The sequence below is a fragment of the Paenibacillus sp. W2I17 genome (genome assembly GCF_030815985.1).
Classification (GTDB): Bacteria; Bacillota; Bacilli; order Paenibacillales; family Paenibacillaceae; genus Paenibacillus.
The window spans coordinates 3081941-3097006 of the sequence record NZ_JAUSXM010000001.1 but is presented as its reverse complement, the minus strand read 5'-3'; the positions used below and the strand labels follow the sequence as shown (position 1 = coordinate 3097006).

At 49.1% G+C, this 15066-nt stretch carries 14 protein-coding genes, 1 pseudogene and 1 other annotated feature; of the genes and pseudogenes, 12 read left to right on the top strand and 3 right to left on the bottom strand.

Features of this window, described 5'->3' with window-relative positions:
• Positions 1-28: 28 nt before the first annotated feature.
• Together QF041_RS13835 and ku are read right to left on the bottom strand one after the other, a co-directional pair.
• Positions 29-899 (bottom strand): annotated as a pseudogene (locus QF041_RS13835) (VOC family protein).
• 317 nt (positions 900-1216) lie between these two features.
• A complete protein-coding gene (gene ku / locus QF041_RS13830; RefSeq protein WP_307414586.1) occupies positions 1217-2131 on the bottom strand; it encodes a non-homologous end joining protein Ku in 915 nt (304 codons plus the stop codon).
• 201 nt (positions 2132-2332) lie between these two features.
• On the opposite strand from ku, the gene QF041_RS13825 reads away from it, so the two are divergent.
• From QF041_RS13825 to QF041_RS13795, 7 genes are all read left to right on the top strand, one after another.
• Positions 2333-2629 (top strand): hypothetical protein, encoded by a 297-nt coding sequence (locus QF041_RS13825; RefSeq protein ID WP_186327780.1) that lies wholly within the window; start codon positions 2333-2335, stop codon positions 2627-2629.
• A 4-nt stretch (positions 2630-2633) separates the two neighbouring features.
• Positions 2634-2810, top strand: a complete 177-nt coding sequence (locus QF041_RS13820; RefSeq protein ID WP_145321463.1) for an H-type small acid-soluble spore protein — start codon at positions 2634-2636, stop codon at positions 2808-2810.
• A 266-nt stretch (positions 2811-3076) separates the two neighbouring features.
• Positions 3077-3559: a tRNA (adenosine(37)-N6)-threonylcarbamoyltransferase complex ATPase subunit type 1 TsaE gene (gene tsaE / locus QF041_RS13815; RefSeq protein WP_307414585.1), complete on the top strand. Its 483-nt coding sequence runs from the start codon at positions 3077-3079 to the stop codon at positions 3557-3559.
• A 2-nt stretch (positions 3560-3561) separates the two neighbouring features.
• Positions 3562-4410, top strand: coding sequence for a tRNA (adenosine(37)-N6)-threonylcarbamoyltransferase complex dimerization subunit type 1 TsaB (gene tsaB, locus QF041_RS13810; protein ID WP_307416962.1), 849 nt, complete (start codon positions 3562-3564; stop codon positions 4408-4410).
• A gap of 239 nt (positions 4411-4649) precedes the next feature.
• Positions 4650-5171 carry a ribosomal protein S18-alanine N-acetyltransferase gene (gene rimI / locus QF041_RS13805; protein WP_036668955.1) on the top strand — a complete coding sequence of 174 codons (522 nt, stop codon included), beginning with the start codon at positions 4650-4652 and terminating at the stop codon, positions 5169-5171.
• The gene (gene tsaD, locus QF041_RS13800) at positions 5168-6223 is read left to right on the top strand and encodes a tRNA (adenosine(37)-N6)-threonylcarbamoyltransferase complex transferase subunit TsaD (protein ID WP_017690086.1); all 1056 of its coding nucleotides are present in this window, start codon (positions 5168-5170) and stop codon (positions 6221-6223) included. Before rimI ends, tsaD begins: the two co-directional genes overlap by 4 nt.
• Before the next feature lie 516 nt (positions 6224-6739).
• Positions 6740-7076 (top strand) — a binding site (T-box leader).
• Positions 7077-7410: 334 nt separating this feature from the next.
• The gene (locus QF041_RS13795) at positions 7411-8970 is read left to right on the top strand and encodes a 2-isopropylmalate synthase (protein WP_091033768.1); all 1560 of its coding nucleotides are present in this window, start codon (positions 7411-7413) and stop codon (positions 8968-8970) included.
• A gap of 649 nt (positions 8971-9619) precedes the next feature.
• Here QF041_RS13795 and QF041_RS13790 read toward each other — a convergent pair.
• Positions 9620-11578, bottom strand: coding sequence for an ABC-F family ATP-binding cassette domain-containing protein (locus tag QF041_RS13790; RefSeq protein WP_307414584.1), 1959 nt, complete (start codon positions 11576-11578; stop codon positions 9620-9622).
• Between the two features lie 279 nt (positions 11579-11857).
• Here QF041_RS13790 and QF041_RS13785 point away from each other — a divergent pair, with 279 nt between their 5' ends.
• The 5 genes from QF041_RS13785 to tatC all read left to right on the top strand — a co-directional run bounded on the left by QF041_RS13785 (position 11858) and on the right by tatC (position 14857).
• The gene (locus tag QF041_RS13785; protein WP_076209635.1) at positions 11858-12496 is read left to right on the top strand and encodes a 5-formyltetrahydrofolate cyclo-ligase; all 639 of its coding nucleotides are present in this window, start codon (positions 11858-11860) and stop codon (positions 12494-12496) included.
• 15 nt (positions 12497-12511) lie between these two features.
• Positions 12512-13015: a cyclic pyranopterin monophosphate synthase MoaC gene (gene moaC / locus QF041_RS13780; RefSeq protein ID WP_221819138.1), complete on the top strand. Its 504-nt coding sequence runs from the start codon at positions 12512-12514 to the stop codon at positions 13013-13015.
• 37 nt (positions 13016-13052) lie between these two features.
• A complete protein-coding gene (locus QF041_RS13775; RefSeq protein WP_017690080.1) occupies positions 13053-13538 on the top strand; it encodes a MogA/MoaB family molybdenum cofactor biosynthesis protein in 486 nt (161 codons plus the stop codon).
• Positions 13539-13747: 209 nt separating this feature from the next.
• Positions 13748-13996, top strand: a complete 249-nt coding sequence (tatA, locus tag QF041_RS13770; protein WP_036611264.1) for a twin-arginine translocase TatA/TatE family subunit — start codon at positions 13748-13750, stop codon at positions 13994-13996.
• 78 nt (positions 13997-14074) lie between these two features.
• Positions 14075-14857 carry a twin-arginine translocase subunit TatC gene (gene tatC / locus QF041_RS13765; protein ID WP_091033760.1) on the top strand — a complete coding sequence of 261 codons (783 nt, stop codon included), beginning with the start codon at positions 14075-14077 and terminating at the stop codon, positions 14855-14857.
• Positions 14858-15066: the final 209 nt, after the last annotated feature.

Sequence of the window (15066 nt, the reverse complement as noted above, 5' to 3'; positions counted from 1 at the left end):
GCAAACATATTGTAACGCCTAAACAAGATCAGTTCACAGTTGTCAGACGGATACGAATATTTTGTGGGTCTACCGTGAAACCAGGTACCCTCCACTTGTGTAACGACGGCACCGGAATGACGCAATTGTTCAAGTGCCTGATCCAATTGTTCCTTTGTGGCGTACACAATGGTGAAGTAGTCAATTCCTGTAGCGTTATCTGGATTGACAGGTGCATTCACTCCTGCCCAAATATTAAGTCCCAGATGATGATGATAGCCGCCTGCGGATACAAAAAGTGCTGACATGTTGGCGAAGTTACCCACGATATCAAAACCGAGTATGCCGGTGTAATAGTTGCGGGCTTCTTCCAGGCTGCGGACGTGGAAATGTACATGACCAATAACGGTGCCAGCAGGCAGACCCTGCCATGGTTCATTCTCCGAGATGGCAAACAGGCTTTCCACATCAACAGGATCACTTGCCATTACGTAGTTATTGTCGCTATCCCTTTTCCAGGTATCACGTGCACGGTCGGCGTAGATCTCAATCCCGTTCTGATCGGGATCGGAGATATAGAAGGCTTCGCTGACCAAGTGATCGCCTTGGCCGATATCGATACCGGATGCAGCCAGATTACGAAGAGCAAGACCCAGGGACTTACGGTCGGGCAGCAGGATGGCGAAATGATACAAGCCAGCGTGTGAGCGTTCCGGCAGGGTAATTCCATCCGTGAGCTCTTCCAATCGCAGCAGGGACTGTTTTCCGTCGGCTGTCAACGTGGCCACTTTGCCACTCCGCTCAAGTAATTTCAATCCAACCACATCGGTATAGAACTTAATTGAACGGTCTAGATTCATAATTCGGAGACTCACTTCACCCAGATGGGTTGTGGCAGGGATTTGATACGTTGTATTCATGATTGTTTCCTCCTGATAATAGATATTATGGGTTCTCGTTTGATTGTGTATGTGTGTTGAAAACGGATTATTTAATTGCATACTGTTGAATCAGAATTACAGGGTGACTGTATATTCATAAATAAGTTACTTTTCATAAGTTAATATAAAATATAAATCAGCTTTCGTCAATCGCATTTTGCAATTATAACTGGAGTTTTATTGACTAGAACTGCTTCAATAGTTCTGTAAAACAAAAAAATCCGACTGTGAAGCCGGATCGGAGTAAACATCATTACATGAGTTATATAATGGAATCGTTCTTGCCTGGGCGACAGTCAAACTTTTGGTTTGGGTGTCGCCTTTTTTCTTTTGGCTGGTGCAGCAGGTGTATCGGATTCGCCTCCGGCAACCGCTTGAGCGGGCGTTTTTCGCGGTGCACGTTTCTTAGGCTTAGCCATTGTTGTCCCAGGGTCAGCCGGAATAGGCTTCACGGCCTCGATACTTGCCTGCAAGGCTGCCATCAAATCCATCACATTGGCTTCAGGTTTGGCTGGAGCAATCTTGATTTCTTCGCCTGCCACTTTGTGCTGGATAAGATCCAGCAGTTTGCTGCGATAGTCATCGGTGTATTTACCGGGTTCAAAAGGTGTGGACAATTGATCAATCAACAGCTTTGCCATCGTGAGTTCCTTTTCATTCACGTTCTGCACTTCCGGCAAGTTGGGCACCTGGGAGACAGGACGAATCTCGTCCGGATAGAAAATCGTCTCCATGGAGAGGCAATCTTCCAGCACGCGTATGGCAGCCAGGCTGCTCTTCGAGCGAATGGAGATTTTGGCGATGCCAATTTTGCCGGTATCCCGCATGGCGTTCATCAAGAGCTGGTAGGCATTTCCACCCGCCTGATCGGGCGATAGGTAATATGTTTTCTGGAAATAGATCGGATCAATCTCAGTCAAGTCGACAAAATCCAGTATGGTAATGGTTTTGCTGGTGGAATCATTTAACGCTTCCAATTCATCTTTCTCGAAGAGAACAAACTTTCCTTTTTCATATTCATAGCCTTTGGTGATCTCTTCCCACTTGACGTCCACTTCACATGAGGGACATTGACGAACATAAGCGAGCGGGCTGCCGCAGACTTTATGGATATAGCGCATCGAGATGTCTTTGTCTTCGGTAGCCGAGAACATTTTGACAGGGACATGCACAAGGCCAAAACTGATTGCACCTTTCCAGACGGTATGCATAGATCGGCTCCTTTCATTGAGGTACCTTTTTATTCAATAGTATGGGCATCTGGTGTGATGGATAATCGTCTTGTAGACGAACGAATTCGTATGGTTCGACGAGACTCGGGGATGATAACAGAAACATGTTTGGATTCCGACAGGAAGACGAGCATGGGATAGGTAGTTATTCTCGCAGCACATATGCCGGGAGGTGCAATATTGAAGAACAGACGTGATGAGGAAGAAGCACACAAGCATGCATTTTCTCCGTATCCTCTTGCCGAAGCCGAAAGTGCTGAAGAATTCTATACACCTGCTACAGCTGTAAACTGGGAAGCGGTCACTTCGGAAGAATTGCCCCTTGATCGGGAGTCCTTCATGCTCGACATTGACCGGATGGTGAATGAAGGGTTAGGCGGGGGACAGGTTACGGAAGATAACGGTTATATTGGTGATAGCACAACAGACACCATGATTAGGGAAGACCACGAAGATCCGGAAGGGGAGTATGAATAAAATGATGGATGCGAAGCGCGCCAAGGCGATCTATGATTCGAAGGATACCATTGCTGTTACGCTGGAAGGAGATCCGGTCTGGATCGAGAGTGTGGATGAAGCCAATGGCATGGCAACCGTTCAGGTGGGCAGTAACCCGGGAAATACCCATACGGTACGTGTGGATCGTTTGGAGGAGTAGATACAAGTAGCATATAGTTATTGAGGGATTCGAGAATGAATAATAGCTGAAATTTATGCATAACACGGCCGGTACCGAGAGGTGCCGGTTTTTGGTTTTTCCTAGTGGGTGTCTGAAACTTCGAAGGAAGCGAGTCTTGTGACACGTCTAATAATGCATGTTATATTTCCGCTTGCCTCCTTGGATGTTGCGGGGGAAGAAAGGGACCGATATAATAAGGTTCAAAGTGAACTCAGGCGGCTGGACCGCCAAAGGTGGGGCGAATATTGAATCAGACGCACGAGCAGTGGGTGTATCAATCCCATGGCATTGCAGATACAGAATTGCTCGCGTCCGCACTCGCCAGACTGGCAAACGCCGGTATGGTGATTGCTCTGGATGGTGATCTGGGCGCGGGAAAAACGGCATTTTCACAGAAATTTGCCTGGCATTTGGGTGTACGTGATGTGGTAAGCAGTCCCACATTCACACTAATCAAGGAGTACGAAGGGCGTCTGCCTTTATATCACATGGATGTATATCGCATATCGCTGGAAGAAGCGGATGAGCTTGGACTTGATGAATATTTCTATGGAGCCGGAGTCAGTCTGGTGGAGTGGTCGAGTATCATTCCTGAATTGCTGCCGCAAGAGCACTTGCATGTGCAGATTGAAACAACGGGCCTGGAGGATCGAACGATTACACTGGATGGGTACGGCGAGAATTATGCAGCCATGTGCCGACAGTTCAGACAGAATGGAGTCAAATGATGATGGAAGATTTACAAAAAGAGCCGCGTCAGCGGTTTTTGGCGTTGGATACGTCCACCGCAGTGATGGCAGCTGCGATGATGGAAGATCATGCGCTTCTGGAAGAACGCAATGAACGGGCTGAGCGTAACCATTCGGTACACGTTGTACCGGTAATGGAGCAGCTGCTGGCCGCCAGCAACACACAGCCTGGCCAACTGGACGGCATTGCCGTTGGCGTTGGCCCAGGCTCGTACACGGGCATCCGCATTGCGGTGACTGCGGCGAAGACACTGGCCTGGGCGTGGGACATCCCTGTAGCCGGGGTGTCCAGCCTTCAGGCCATCGCCTGGGGCGGCTGGCACAGCGGCCTTGCCGCCAAGGCGGAAGCTGCGGCAGAGGATGCCGCAGCGGGGGCTGGCGGAACGCCATCCGCGGACCAGGGCAGCACAGGTGCTGTCCCAGTCCACTGGATCGTTCCGCTTGTGGATGCACGGCGCGGTCAAGCGTGCACCGCGCTGTTTGCCTCCGCCGGGAGCGATGCGCCCCGGCGTCTGGCGCCTGATGCCATCCGCAAGATGGACGGATGGCTGGAAGCCCTCGCCGCCCGCATGGCGGAGGCGGCGCCGGAAGAGCGGCCCGCAGCCGTCTGGATCGTCGGCGAGACGGGCCCTCATGCTGCGGCAGCGGCGGAGCTTCGCTGCCCCGCAGGAACGGCGCTCCAGCTCGTACCTTATGAGCTGGAAGGCCGCTGGGTTGGGCGCCTTGGTGCCGCGGCGCTGCTTGCAGGTCAGCGTGATGACGTGCATGCGCTGGTGCCGAACTACACCCAGCTGTCTGAAGCGGAAGCCAATCTGCTGCGCAAAGGCTAAAAGAGGTTGTTCAAAAAGTCCGCTATTGATTACGAAGGATACCTGGTGGCATCATCAGCATCGAATATGGAATTCAGCCGAAATAAGCGGGAGGCTTACGAAGTATGTTTCCTTTGGAAACATTGTGGTTGCTCACGTAGTTTACCCTACGCTCCGCTACTCCATTTCTAGCTTCATCCCATCTTCTCGGTACTGAAAACCGGTCTTTTTGAACACGCACTAAAGGGGAGGGGAAGCAGATGGACAATGTGGCGAATAATAAGCAGGAAGCAACGCTTCAGTTCAGGTTCATGACACTCGCGGATATTCCCGATGTGATGGAGATTGAACATGAGGCCTTTACCCTGCCCTGGACGGAAGAAGCATTTCAAAATGAATTGACACACAATCATTTTGCTAAATATATGGTGATGGAATTAGAAGGAAAAGCCATCGGCTATGCAGGTATGTGGACAATCATGGATGAAGCCCATATTACCAATATTGCAGTCAGAGGCGCGTATCGTGGACGCAAGCTTGGCGAAAAGTTACTGGATGAATTAATGAGCACAGCGGCTTATCTCGGGATGGAACGAATGACGCTGGAGGTCAGAGTCTCGAACAGCATTGCTCAGCGTTTATATCAGAAAAAAGGGTTTGAATCGGCGGGTCTTCGTAAAGGGTATTACTCCGATAATGGGGAAGATGCGATGATTATGTGGGCGAACTTGCCGTCTGCAGGCCGGAGCGGCGAAGAGGAAGGAAGCGTACTGGATTCATGAACGAACTCAATGAAAAAATAAATTCTGCACCATCCTATATTTTGGCGGTGGAGACAAGCTGTGATGAAACATCGGTAGCAGTAGTCAAAGATGGACGGGAAGTGCTGTCCAATCTGATCTCAAGTCAGATCGAGACGCATAAGGCATTTGGTGGTGTTGTACCTGAAGTGGCTTCACGCAAACACGTTGAAGTCATTACGTTGATGCTGGAACAGGCGATCGAACAGTCCGGCATTCGTCCACGTGATCTAAGTGCAATTGCCGTAACACAGGGGCCTGGGCTGGTCGGAGCACTGCTGGTGGGTATCGTTGCGGCCAAAACGATGGCGATGGCACTGGGCAAACCGCTCATTGGTACACATCATATTGCGGGGCATATCTATGCCAACCGACTTACTCATGAACTGCAATATCCGGCTATGGCACTGGTCGTATCTGGTGGACATACAGAACTCGTGCATATGGAATCCGAGGGTAAGTTCAAACTGATTGGTCGTACACGTGATGATGCTGTAGGCGAAGCGTATGACAAAGTAGCACGTGCATTGGGTTGTCCTTATCCGGGTGGCCCGCATGTGGACCGAATGGCATCTGAAGCGGAGGATGTAGTGCCATTACCACGGGTATGGCTGGAAGCAGGTTCGTACGATTTCAGTCTCAGTGGTCTGAAGTCTGCTGTACTGAATGTGCTCAACCAGGCCAAAATGCGCGGAGAAACCTTGGAGCCTTCTGCGGTTGCACGTGGTTTCCAGGAAGCTGTTGTTGAAGTACTGGTGGAGAAAGCGGTTAGAGCAGTTCGTGAATATGGTTCACGTCAACTGTTATTATGCGGTGGTGTTGCAGCTAACCGGGGGTTACGCTCGGCATTACAGGAGCGATGCACGAAGGAAGGGCTTGAACTGTTAATCCCGCCAATGGAATATTGTACGGATAATGCGGCCATGATAGGAGCAGCTGCGTATCTGAAATGGCAGCGGGGAGAAATTGCTGAATTTGATGCGAAGGCAGATCCGGGACTTTCCCTGGAGGAATGGTCCGTTCAGTCCGTATAGGCAAGCAGTTTGAGATTAAGAGTTGACAGCAGGGATGTAAAGAATGTATATTTAGTTACAAATTTAAACAGGAATTCAGATTCCTGAACTGATAAACGCGATGAACAGGAATAGTAAGGTCATTCCCGGTCTTAGAGAGCTGCGGTATGGTGCAACGCAGTCGAAGGAAACCTGAAACTCACCTGGAAGCGGAACGATGGAACACGGTGACTCCCCGGGAGAATCCGAAGGCCGATCATGGCCCAAAGTACATGGTTACGGGTTGCCTCCGTGAATGGGCCGTTGTCGGTAGGACCGTTATTACAAGGATCGACTGACGATAACTGAGGGGGCTTTCAGGCTGCTTCAAGTGATCCGGATATGCGAAAGCATTCAGGGGTTGTCTTGAATGAACAGGAAGGAAGTCAACAAGAGTGGTACCGCGAAGGTGAACAGCCTGTCGTCTCTTGCATTATTGCATGAGGTGGCAGGCTTTTTTGATTTTCAAAATAAGGATGAATGAAGTTAGGTCATATTATAAATGTGATGAACGGGAGCAGTAGAACGATAAAGCGCTCAGAGAGCTGCGGGGTGGTGCGACGCAGTGGCTGGAATCCTTCGAATCTCGCCCGGGAACGGAGTTGTGGAAGCGTGGGGACGATATCCATCGCCCAGTTGTCCTGATGGACAACAACATGTGTTACACAGCAACGGTTAACCCCCGTTATAGGGTGTTTCTCCGAATTCCAGTGGTGTCGTGCGTGTACGTACATCCAGCGGATCGGAGACGACGAGGTGGATGGAGCCCGGCGCGAGCCTGGCCCATCAAGCGAGAGTGGTACCGCGGAGGGGATAATAACCCGCCGTCTCTTATATGAGATGGCGGGTTATTTGTGTTTGCTGCCGGCAGCAGGGTGGGCATGGGAAGAACCATATGGAGATTGAGAATCAGAAGGTCAGGGTGTAAGTCGACGTACACTCTGTCATGAAGGTAAGCAGGATATACAACGAACGAGTAATGAACATTGAACAACAAGTATAGGCACTAAACATTCAACAGGTATTAGTGATCACCCAGGACTAAGCTACAAACAACATACGCGTTTACAAACAAAATATATAACAACAGGGACGGCGATTAGCGGGTGTTCTGTGGCACGTGGATCGTAACGAAAATATTTATAAAAATTTGATGGAGGTTGATGAATATGACAACAACTAATAACAAACGCATGATTGAGATTTTTGATACAACGCTGCGTGATGGAGAACAGGCACCGGGAGCAAGTCTGCAGCCCGAGCAAAAGATTGAACTGGCACACCAACTGGCTTCTCTGGGTATCGACGTCATTGAGCCTGGATTCCCGATCTCCAGTCCAGGTGAGTTCGCGGCGGTTCAGGCGATTTCGAGACAGTTGCAGAACGTGGAGATCTGTGGATTCGCGCGTGCGGTCAAAGGTGATATCGATGCAGCTGTTCAAGCAACAGCGGATGCAGCACGGCGCCGAATTCACCTGTTTATCTCTTCTTCGGATATTCATATTGAGCATCAACTGCGCCGTCCGCGCAGTGAAGTGGTGGCTACCGCTCGTGAGATGGTATCTTATGCACGCCAGTTCACGGACATCGTAGAGTTCACAGCGATGGACGCTGCCCGTACCAAGATGGACGATCTGATTGAAATGGTTGAAGTCGCCATTGAAGCTGGAGCGAGCATTATCAATCTGCCGGATACGGTAGGATATGCCCTGCCACATGAGTATGGTGAGATGTTCCGTCGGGTGCGTGAGGGTGCAAGAGGCGGCGATCAGGTTCGCTATAGTGCCCACTGTCATAATGATCTGGGCCTGGCCGTAGCCAATAGCTTGGCTGCGATTGCCAATGGAGCTACCCAGATTGAAGTGACTATCAATGGTATCGGAGAACGGACGGGGAACTGTGCACTGGAAGAGCTGATTATGGCGCTGGAGACTCGGGGAGACGCAATTGGTGCAACGACGAACATTAAGCTGAATCAGCTGTATGAGACCTCACGTCAGATTAGCCGTGCGATGCACTTCCCGATTGCGTACAACAAGCCAGTGGTGGGACGTAATGCATTCCAGCATGAATCTGGCATCCATCAGGATGGTCTGCTTAAGAATCGGAACACCTATGAGATTATGGACCCTGAAGCGCTGGGTATTCCACGCAGCATGATTATTCTGGGCAAACACTCCGGTCGTCACGCCCTGAAGGATCGGGTTCGCAAATATGGTTTTGAGCCGGATGAGCAACAGATGGAGCAATTGTATGAGGTGTTCAAAGAAACCGCAGACCAGCAAAAAGTGGTCAGTGACGACCAGTTATTACAGATGGTTAGCCAGACCATGAATATTCCTGCACAGGACTATGAACTGGTTGAATTGCAGGTGACAGCGGGCAGCATGACGGATCGAATGGCCGCCGTTCGCATTCGCACAAGCGCTGGAGAACAATCTTACTCCGCTGTTGGCGGGGGACCCGTGGATGCAACCATCCGTGCGATTGGTCAGAGCATTTCCGATGATATTGCATTTGTTGATATGGAGATGCATGCCTTGAGTGGGGGAGAGGGTGCAAGTGCAGAAGCTGTAGTTACCGTGGAGCGTGCAGGACGTGAGTTCCGGGGAACGGCAACGCATAATGATATCGTCATGGCTGCCGGTCTTGCTTATGTAGCAGCTTGTAATGCTGCTGGGCTGAAGGCGGAGTCTTCCGAACATCATGAACAAGAAGCACATGCATAAAACATCTTTGCCAGATCGCATCTACAGCGGCAATAGTAGCAATTTCAATTTGATGTAAATATCCATGGCATATAGTAAATAAATGACGGGCAGGCCTTGAACGACAAAGGTCTGCTTTTGTCTTATTATGGAGGAGCATTGAGTAGTGAAAGGATGCATTTGTCAAGGTGTGACTATAGTTATCCACATATCCAGTGTAATTTGTGGGTAACTACCGCAAAGTCAAACCAGTATAGTTTTCGAAACGAAAAGGGTTTAGGGGATAGAATGATACCCTGCTATCCACAAAGTTGTGGATAAAGTGGATAACTTAGTGGATAAATATGGTTTTTGTGTGTAAAAGGCTATTCTACCGCTGTATAATTAAGCTTATTAATGTGCTTGCTATCTTGCTTTCTTGTGGATAAGTGTGAGGAACAGGGGGATAAAAATATTTCTCTTCATTCGAGTAAATTTGACAAAAGCCAAAACAGCTCTCCCAACCTCCGTATGTTAGAGTTCAATCTCAAGGAACATAAAGAACATAAGGTGCATACCTTCAATACCTCCGTAACAAATAAAAAGCTGATTCCAATAAGGAATCAGCCGGTGGTAAAACTATACTTGTATGGACGCGATCAAGCCATGGTCAAAGTCTGTACTATTCGTACTATTCCATAGCTAGTTCTTCCCAGTCCTCGTATGCCTTGGTGAGTTCTGCTTTGTGTTTCTCCGATTGTTGCTGGAGTTCTTGCAGTTTCATATAATCCTGATAGATTTCAGGCAGAGCCATCTGTGCCTCAAGTTCGGTAATCTTTGTTTCCAGCTCCGCAATCTGTTGTTCCAAAGCTTCCTGCTTGCGTTGCCGGTTACGCTCTTCACGCTTCGCCTGTTTTTCCGCTTCGAATGAAGCCGCTCCGGATTTTTCGGTTGTGGCTGTGTTCAGATCGGATTTGGACGAGTTCTTGGCTGAAGCCTGACGTGCCTCAGCAGCTTCACGTGCGATGTCCTCAAGCTCCTGTTTTTTCTCCACATAATCATCGTAATTACCGAGATATTGTTCTGTGCCGCCTGGATGAAGCTCAACAATGCGTTCAGCCATTTTGTTGAGGAAGTACCGGTCATGGGAGATGAACAGCAGGGTGCCTTCATAATCCATTAATGCCGCTTCCAGCACTTCTTTGGCAAACAGGTCGAGATGGTTCGTAGGCTCATCCAGAATGAGCATGTTGGCTTCCTTCAGCATCAGCTTGGAGAGAGAGACACGTGCTTTCTCACCGCCGCTGAGGGAGGAGATCTTCTTAAGCACATCGTCACCGCTGAACAAAAAGTTCCCCAGTACGGTCCGAATGCGTGCTTCTTCCATCCCGGGATAGGCACTCCACAGTTCTTCCAGAACCGTGTTGGACGGATTGAGCCCAGTCTGTTCCTGATCATAATAGCCAATTTGCACTTTTGTTCCCCATTGGATCTCACCGGTTACCGGACGTAAACTTCCTGTAAGACACTTCAGCATGGTGGATTTACCAATACCGTTTGGACCAATCAGAGCAACCGTTTCCCCGCGCCGCAGATCGAAGGATACGTTGCGGAACAATGGAGAGGCCTCGTCATAAGCGACGGACAGCTGATCCACACGAAGTACTTCCTTGCCGGACATAACGGCGGTTTCGAAGGAAAAATGGGCTTTTTTCAAATCTCCCATCGGTTTATCAAGGCGCTCCATTTTGTCGAGGGCTTTACGGCGGCTTTGAGCGCGTTTGGTCGTTGACGCACGTACGATGTTTTTCTGAACAAAATCTTCCATCTTGGAGATTTCGCCTTGCTGTTTCTCATATTGCTTCATCTGAGTTTCATATTCGGCAGCTTTGAGTTCCATATAACGGCTGTAATTGCCCGTATATTTTTTGGAGCGGTGACGTTCGATCTCAACGATGGTTGTTACGAGTCGATCAAGGAAGTACCGGTCATGGGATACCACGAGCAGTGCGCCTGAATAACCTCTCAGATAATCTTCCAACCAAGTGAGGGTGGCGATATCGAGATAGTTGGTAGGCTCGTCCAGCATGAGCAGATCGGGTGCCTGAAGCAAAATACGAGCAAGCGCAAGGCGTGTCTTCTGCCCGCCGCTCAGAGTAGCAATGGGGGTGTCTGGCGAAAATTCGCCGAATCCCATCCCGTGCAGTACGCTACGAATGCGGGTTTCCATCTCATAACCGCCATGGTCCTTGAACCAGTCGGAGCGTTTCGCATAACGTTCCAGCAGGTCTGCGTACTTTTTCTCATCTTCCATCTGGGCAGGGTCGGCAATATCGCGTTCCATCTGACGCAAATCGGCTTCAGCCTGTGTCAGGTGAGCGAATACGTTCATCATTTCTTCCCAGATGTTACGGTCGGATTGCAGCCCGCTGTTCTGAGCGAGGTAACCGAGCGTCGTTTCTTTGGACTTGAAAATCTGTCCTCCGTCATAGGACATTTCACCGGCTACAATTTTGAGCAAAGTGGATTTCCCTGCACCGTTTACACCAACGAGGCCGATGCGCTCGCGTTCTAATATTTGTAAGTTCACGCCGTCCAGGATTGGATCGACACCAAAACGTTTGATAATTCCGGATACTTGCAGCAGCATAAAATTAAGTTCCTCCATAGGTCCAGTTCTTGATATGACAACTATATCCCAGTTTACATGAAATACAGAGCAATTGCACCGATTGGGAACGCATGGGGCATGTAGTCTTTTTGATCAATCAATGATAAACTGAAAGAAGGCATGTTATTACATGAGGATTTTGCAGAAAATGAATCATTTTAACCATTTCAACAAGATGACAACTGGTCATAACATATAAATTGTTTTTAATGAGAGCTTTTTTCTACCTTCCCTATCAACAGGAGGTTATTCAAGGATATGCAGGATCATGCGGAACTGAAAAGTCAGCTTCGATCCAGACTGAGACAGAGCCGTGATTTGATGGATGCAAGCATGCATCAGCAGGCGATGACTAAGATTAACGCTGGAGTGAAGCGGGAGCTGGAGCGCCTTAGACAGGCCAAGAGCAAGGTCGTGAACAGACCACTCGTTATATTCAGTTATTTGTCCTATGGAAGCGAAGCGTCCACAGCTTTTCTGTTTCAAGAGGGCTGGAATCATGGAGATGTGATGTTTGCACCAAAAGTGTTGGCGAATCCACCTCGAATGGAGCTACGGCGAGTGACTGGAGAACAAGATCTGGAGCCAGGCATATGGGGGATACCGGAACCCAAGGATTCCTGTGAAGTCCTGACGCCTGATGATTGGCCGGATATCGATCTCATATTGGTACCGGGGCTTGGTTATGATCTCCATGGCGGGCGTATTGGTTATGGTGGCGGTTATTATGATCGTTTTGCCGAGACGCTTGCAGCAACATGTGTGATGACGGGCAAGAAACCGTTGATGGCTGCGATGGTATTGCCGGGTCAGTTACAAGAGGAGATCCCGATGGACCTGCTCGATCTGCGGATTGATCTGTTGATAACAACCGAAGGTATATTACATATCGAATAAAGGGTTGTGATGTGATTGAGTTCAGAAGTGAACAACGGCCAGGATTCCGGAGGTAAACTTACCCATTTTAATGAACAGGGGCGGGCCCGGATGGTTGATATTTCGGGTAAGGAAATTACCGTACGTACGGCTGTGGCCGTGACGAAAGTGACGATGAATCCAGATACACTGGAAGCGATTCGGGAGGGCCGAATCGGTAAAGGTGATGTTCTGGCTGTGGCTCAGATTGCCGGGATTCAAGGCGCGAAGAAAACGTCGGACTGGATTCCGATGTGCCATCCACTGGCACTGACGGGTGTGGATATTCGTTTTCATGATAACGGAGTGGATGAATTACACATTGAAGTTACTGTCAAAACCGAAGGCAAAACGGGTGTTGAGATGGAGGCGCTCACGGCTGCCTCAGCTGCAGCACTGACGGTCTATGACATGTGCAAGGCCATGCAAAAAGATATGATTATCGGTCCAACCATGCTGAATTCCAAGAGTGGTGGCAAAAACGGTGATTACAGCCGATAGGCAATATTTATTTTCATAGAGGAGAAGGGTGATCTTTATGGTGTGGAGAACAGCAATCCTGACAGCCAGTGACAAAGGAGCCCGCGGGGAACGTGAGGATACGAGTGCACAAGTCATTCGGGAGCTGGTGGAAGAAGAGCTGGGTGGTCAAATCGTGGAGTACCGTATCGTTCCGGATGAACCCGATGAGATTATTGCGGCTTTGATTGAGATGACGGATTATTTTCACGCCGATCTGGTGCTGACAACCGGTGGCACGGAGCTGGCCATTCGTGATATCACTCCGGAAGCGACCCGGCGCGTAATTGAGCGGGAAGTTCCCGGGATGGCAGAGGCCATGCGGTACAGTGTAATGAGCAAAAACCGTTCTGCAATGCTGTTCCGTGGGGTATGTGGCATTCGTGGACGCACGCTGATTGTTAATCTGCCAGGTACACCAAAGGGTGTGCACGAACATCTGGCTGCCATTATGGATCAGCTTCCGGAAGCGCTGCTGATGGTTACGGGTCAGTTCAAGCAATAATCGAGCATGGACTCTGGGACAAGATATCCGATTAGCCATGAACCGTTGTTAGATTGTTATAGTGACATCTCTTATTTGTGAATTTTGCGGGTTATGTAAGTGGTTACATCTATGGTATGATGGGCTTAAATTAAGAACGCAGCAGAGACATCTATGAACATCTGGCCGAATATGCGCATCTTCGAAGCTTGAGACGAGGAGGAATATCAATGTTAAGTTCCATTGGACCTACGGGTTTTATTTTGCTGGCCGTGATTGCATTGTTGTTGTTTGGACCCAACAAACTTCCGGAACTGGGACGTGCAGTTGGGCGTACCTTCCGTGAATTCAAAGAGGGCGCTCGCGAGATTATCTCTGAGGATGACTCGTCCAATCGCAAAGAGCAGGAGAAGGCGAAACCGCTGGCGGCTGAGAGCACACCTGCAGACAAGCCTGCTGATAAACGCCTGCCGGAATAATCTTGACGGCAATGAAAGAGAAATCCCTTCCTGCCGGAAGGGTTTTGTATTTTAAGCTGGCAATAATGGGGGGCAGGCATGACGCAGCAAATGGAAGAAATGTCGATTACGGAACATCTGAGCGAGCTGCGGAAGCGGCTGATCTATGTACTAAGCATTTTTGTGCTGGGACTGATTGCAGGATTTTTTGTGGCGGACCCGGTATACCAATATCTGACCAAGGCAGAGTCGGCAAAAGGTTTTGTATTACATGCCTTCTCGTTCTGGGACGGGATAGGCATCTACATGAAGATTGCCGGTTTGTTTTCACTTATTATTACGTTGCCGTTTACGGTGTATCAGATCTGGAAGTTTGTTAGTCCAGGGCTAAAGCCGCGCGAACGAAAAGCAACGCTGAAGTATGTACCCTATGTATTTCTTTTATTTCTGACAGGTATGGCTTTCTCGTATTATGTTATTTTTCCGATGGCACTCGCCTTCACAACAGCAATTACGGAGAAGATGGGGCTTGTGGAAACCTACGGGATGAAACAGTACTTCAGCTTCCTGTTTGGCATTGTGCTGCCTGTGTCCCTGTTATTTGAACTTCCTTTACTTATTATGTTTCTGACAGGACTGCGTATTCTGAATCCAATTCGCCTTCGCAAGATGCGCAGAGTTGCTTATTTTGTCTTGATCTTCATTGCAGTGGTCATTACGCCTCCAGACTTTATTTCCGATCTGCTGGTGATGATTCCTTTGCTCCTGTTATATGAGATCAGTGTGTTATTATCTGCAATCGTATACCGCAAGCAGCTTGCAGCCGATGAGGAGATCGAATCCCGTTACGTTCGTGCCGAGGATAAGAAACATGCGGGCTGAATGAGGATAAGCTGTAATGTGCCCGGAAAAGACGGTATGTTCTTATCCGGGCTATTTCTGTAGACTGCCGACCAAACTACAGGACAAGCAGGCATATTATGTTCAACAATGGATACAATGGGAAAGGGACTGTCTGCTAACGTTGCAGAAGGGCTAAACAATTTCGTAGAATAAGATTAGTGAATTGCAACATAGAACCAGGCACAGCG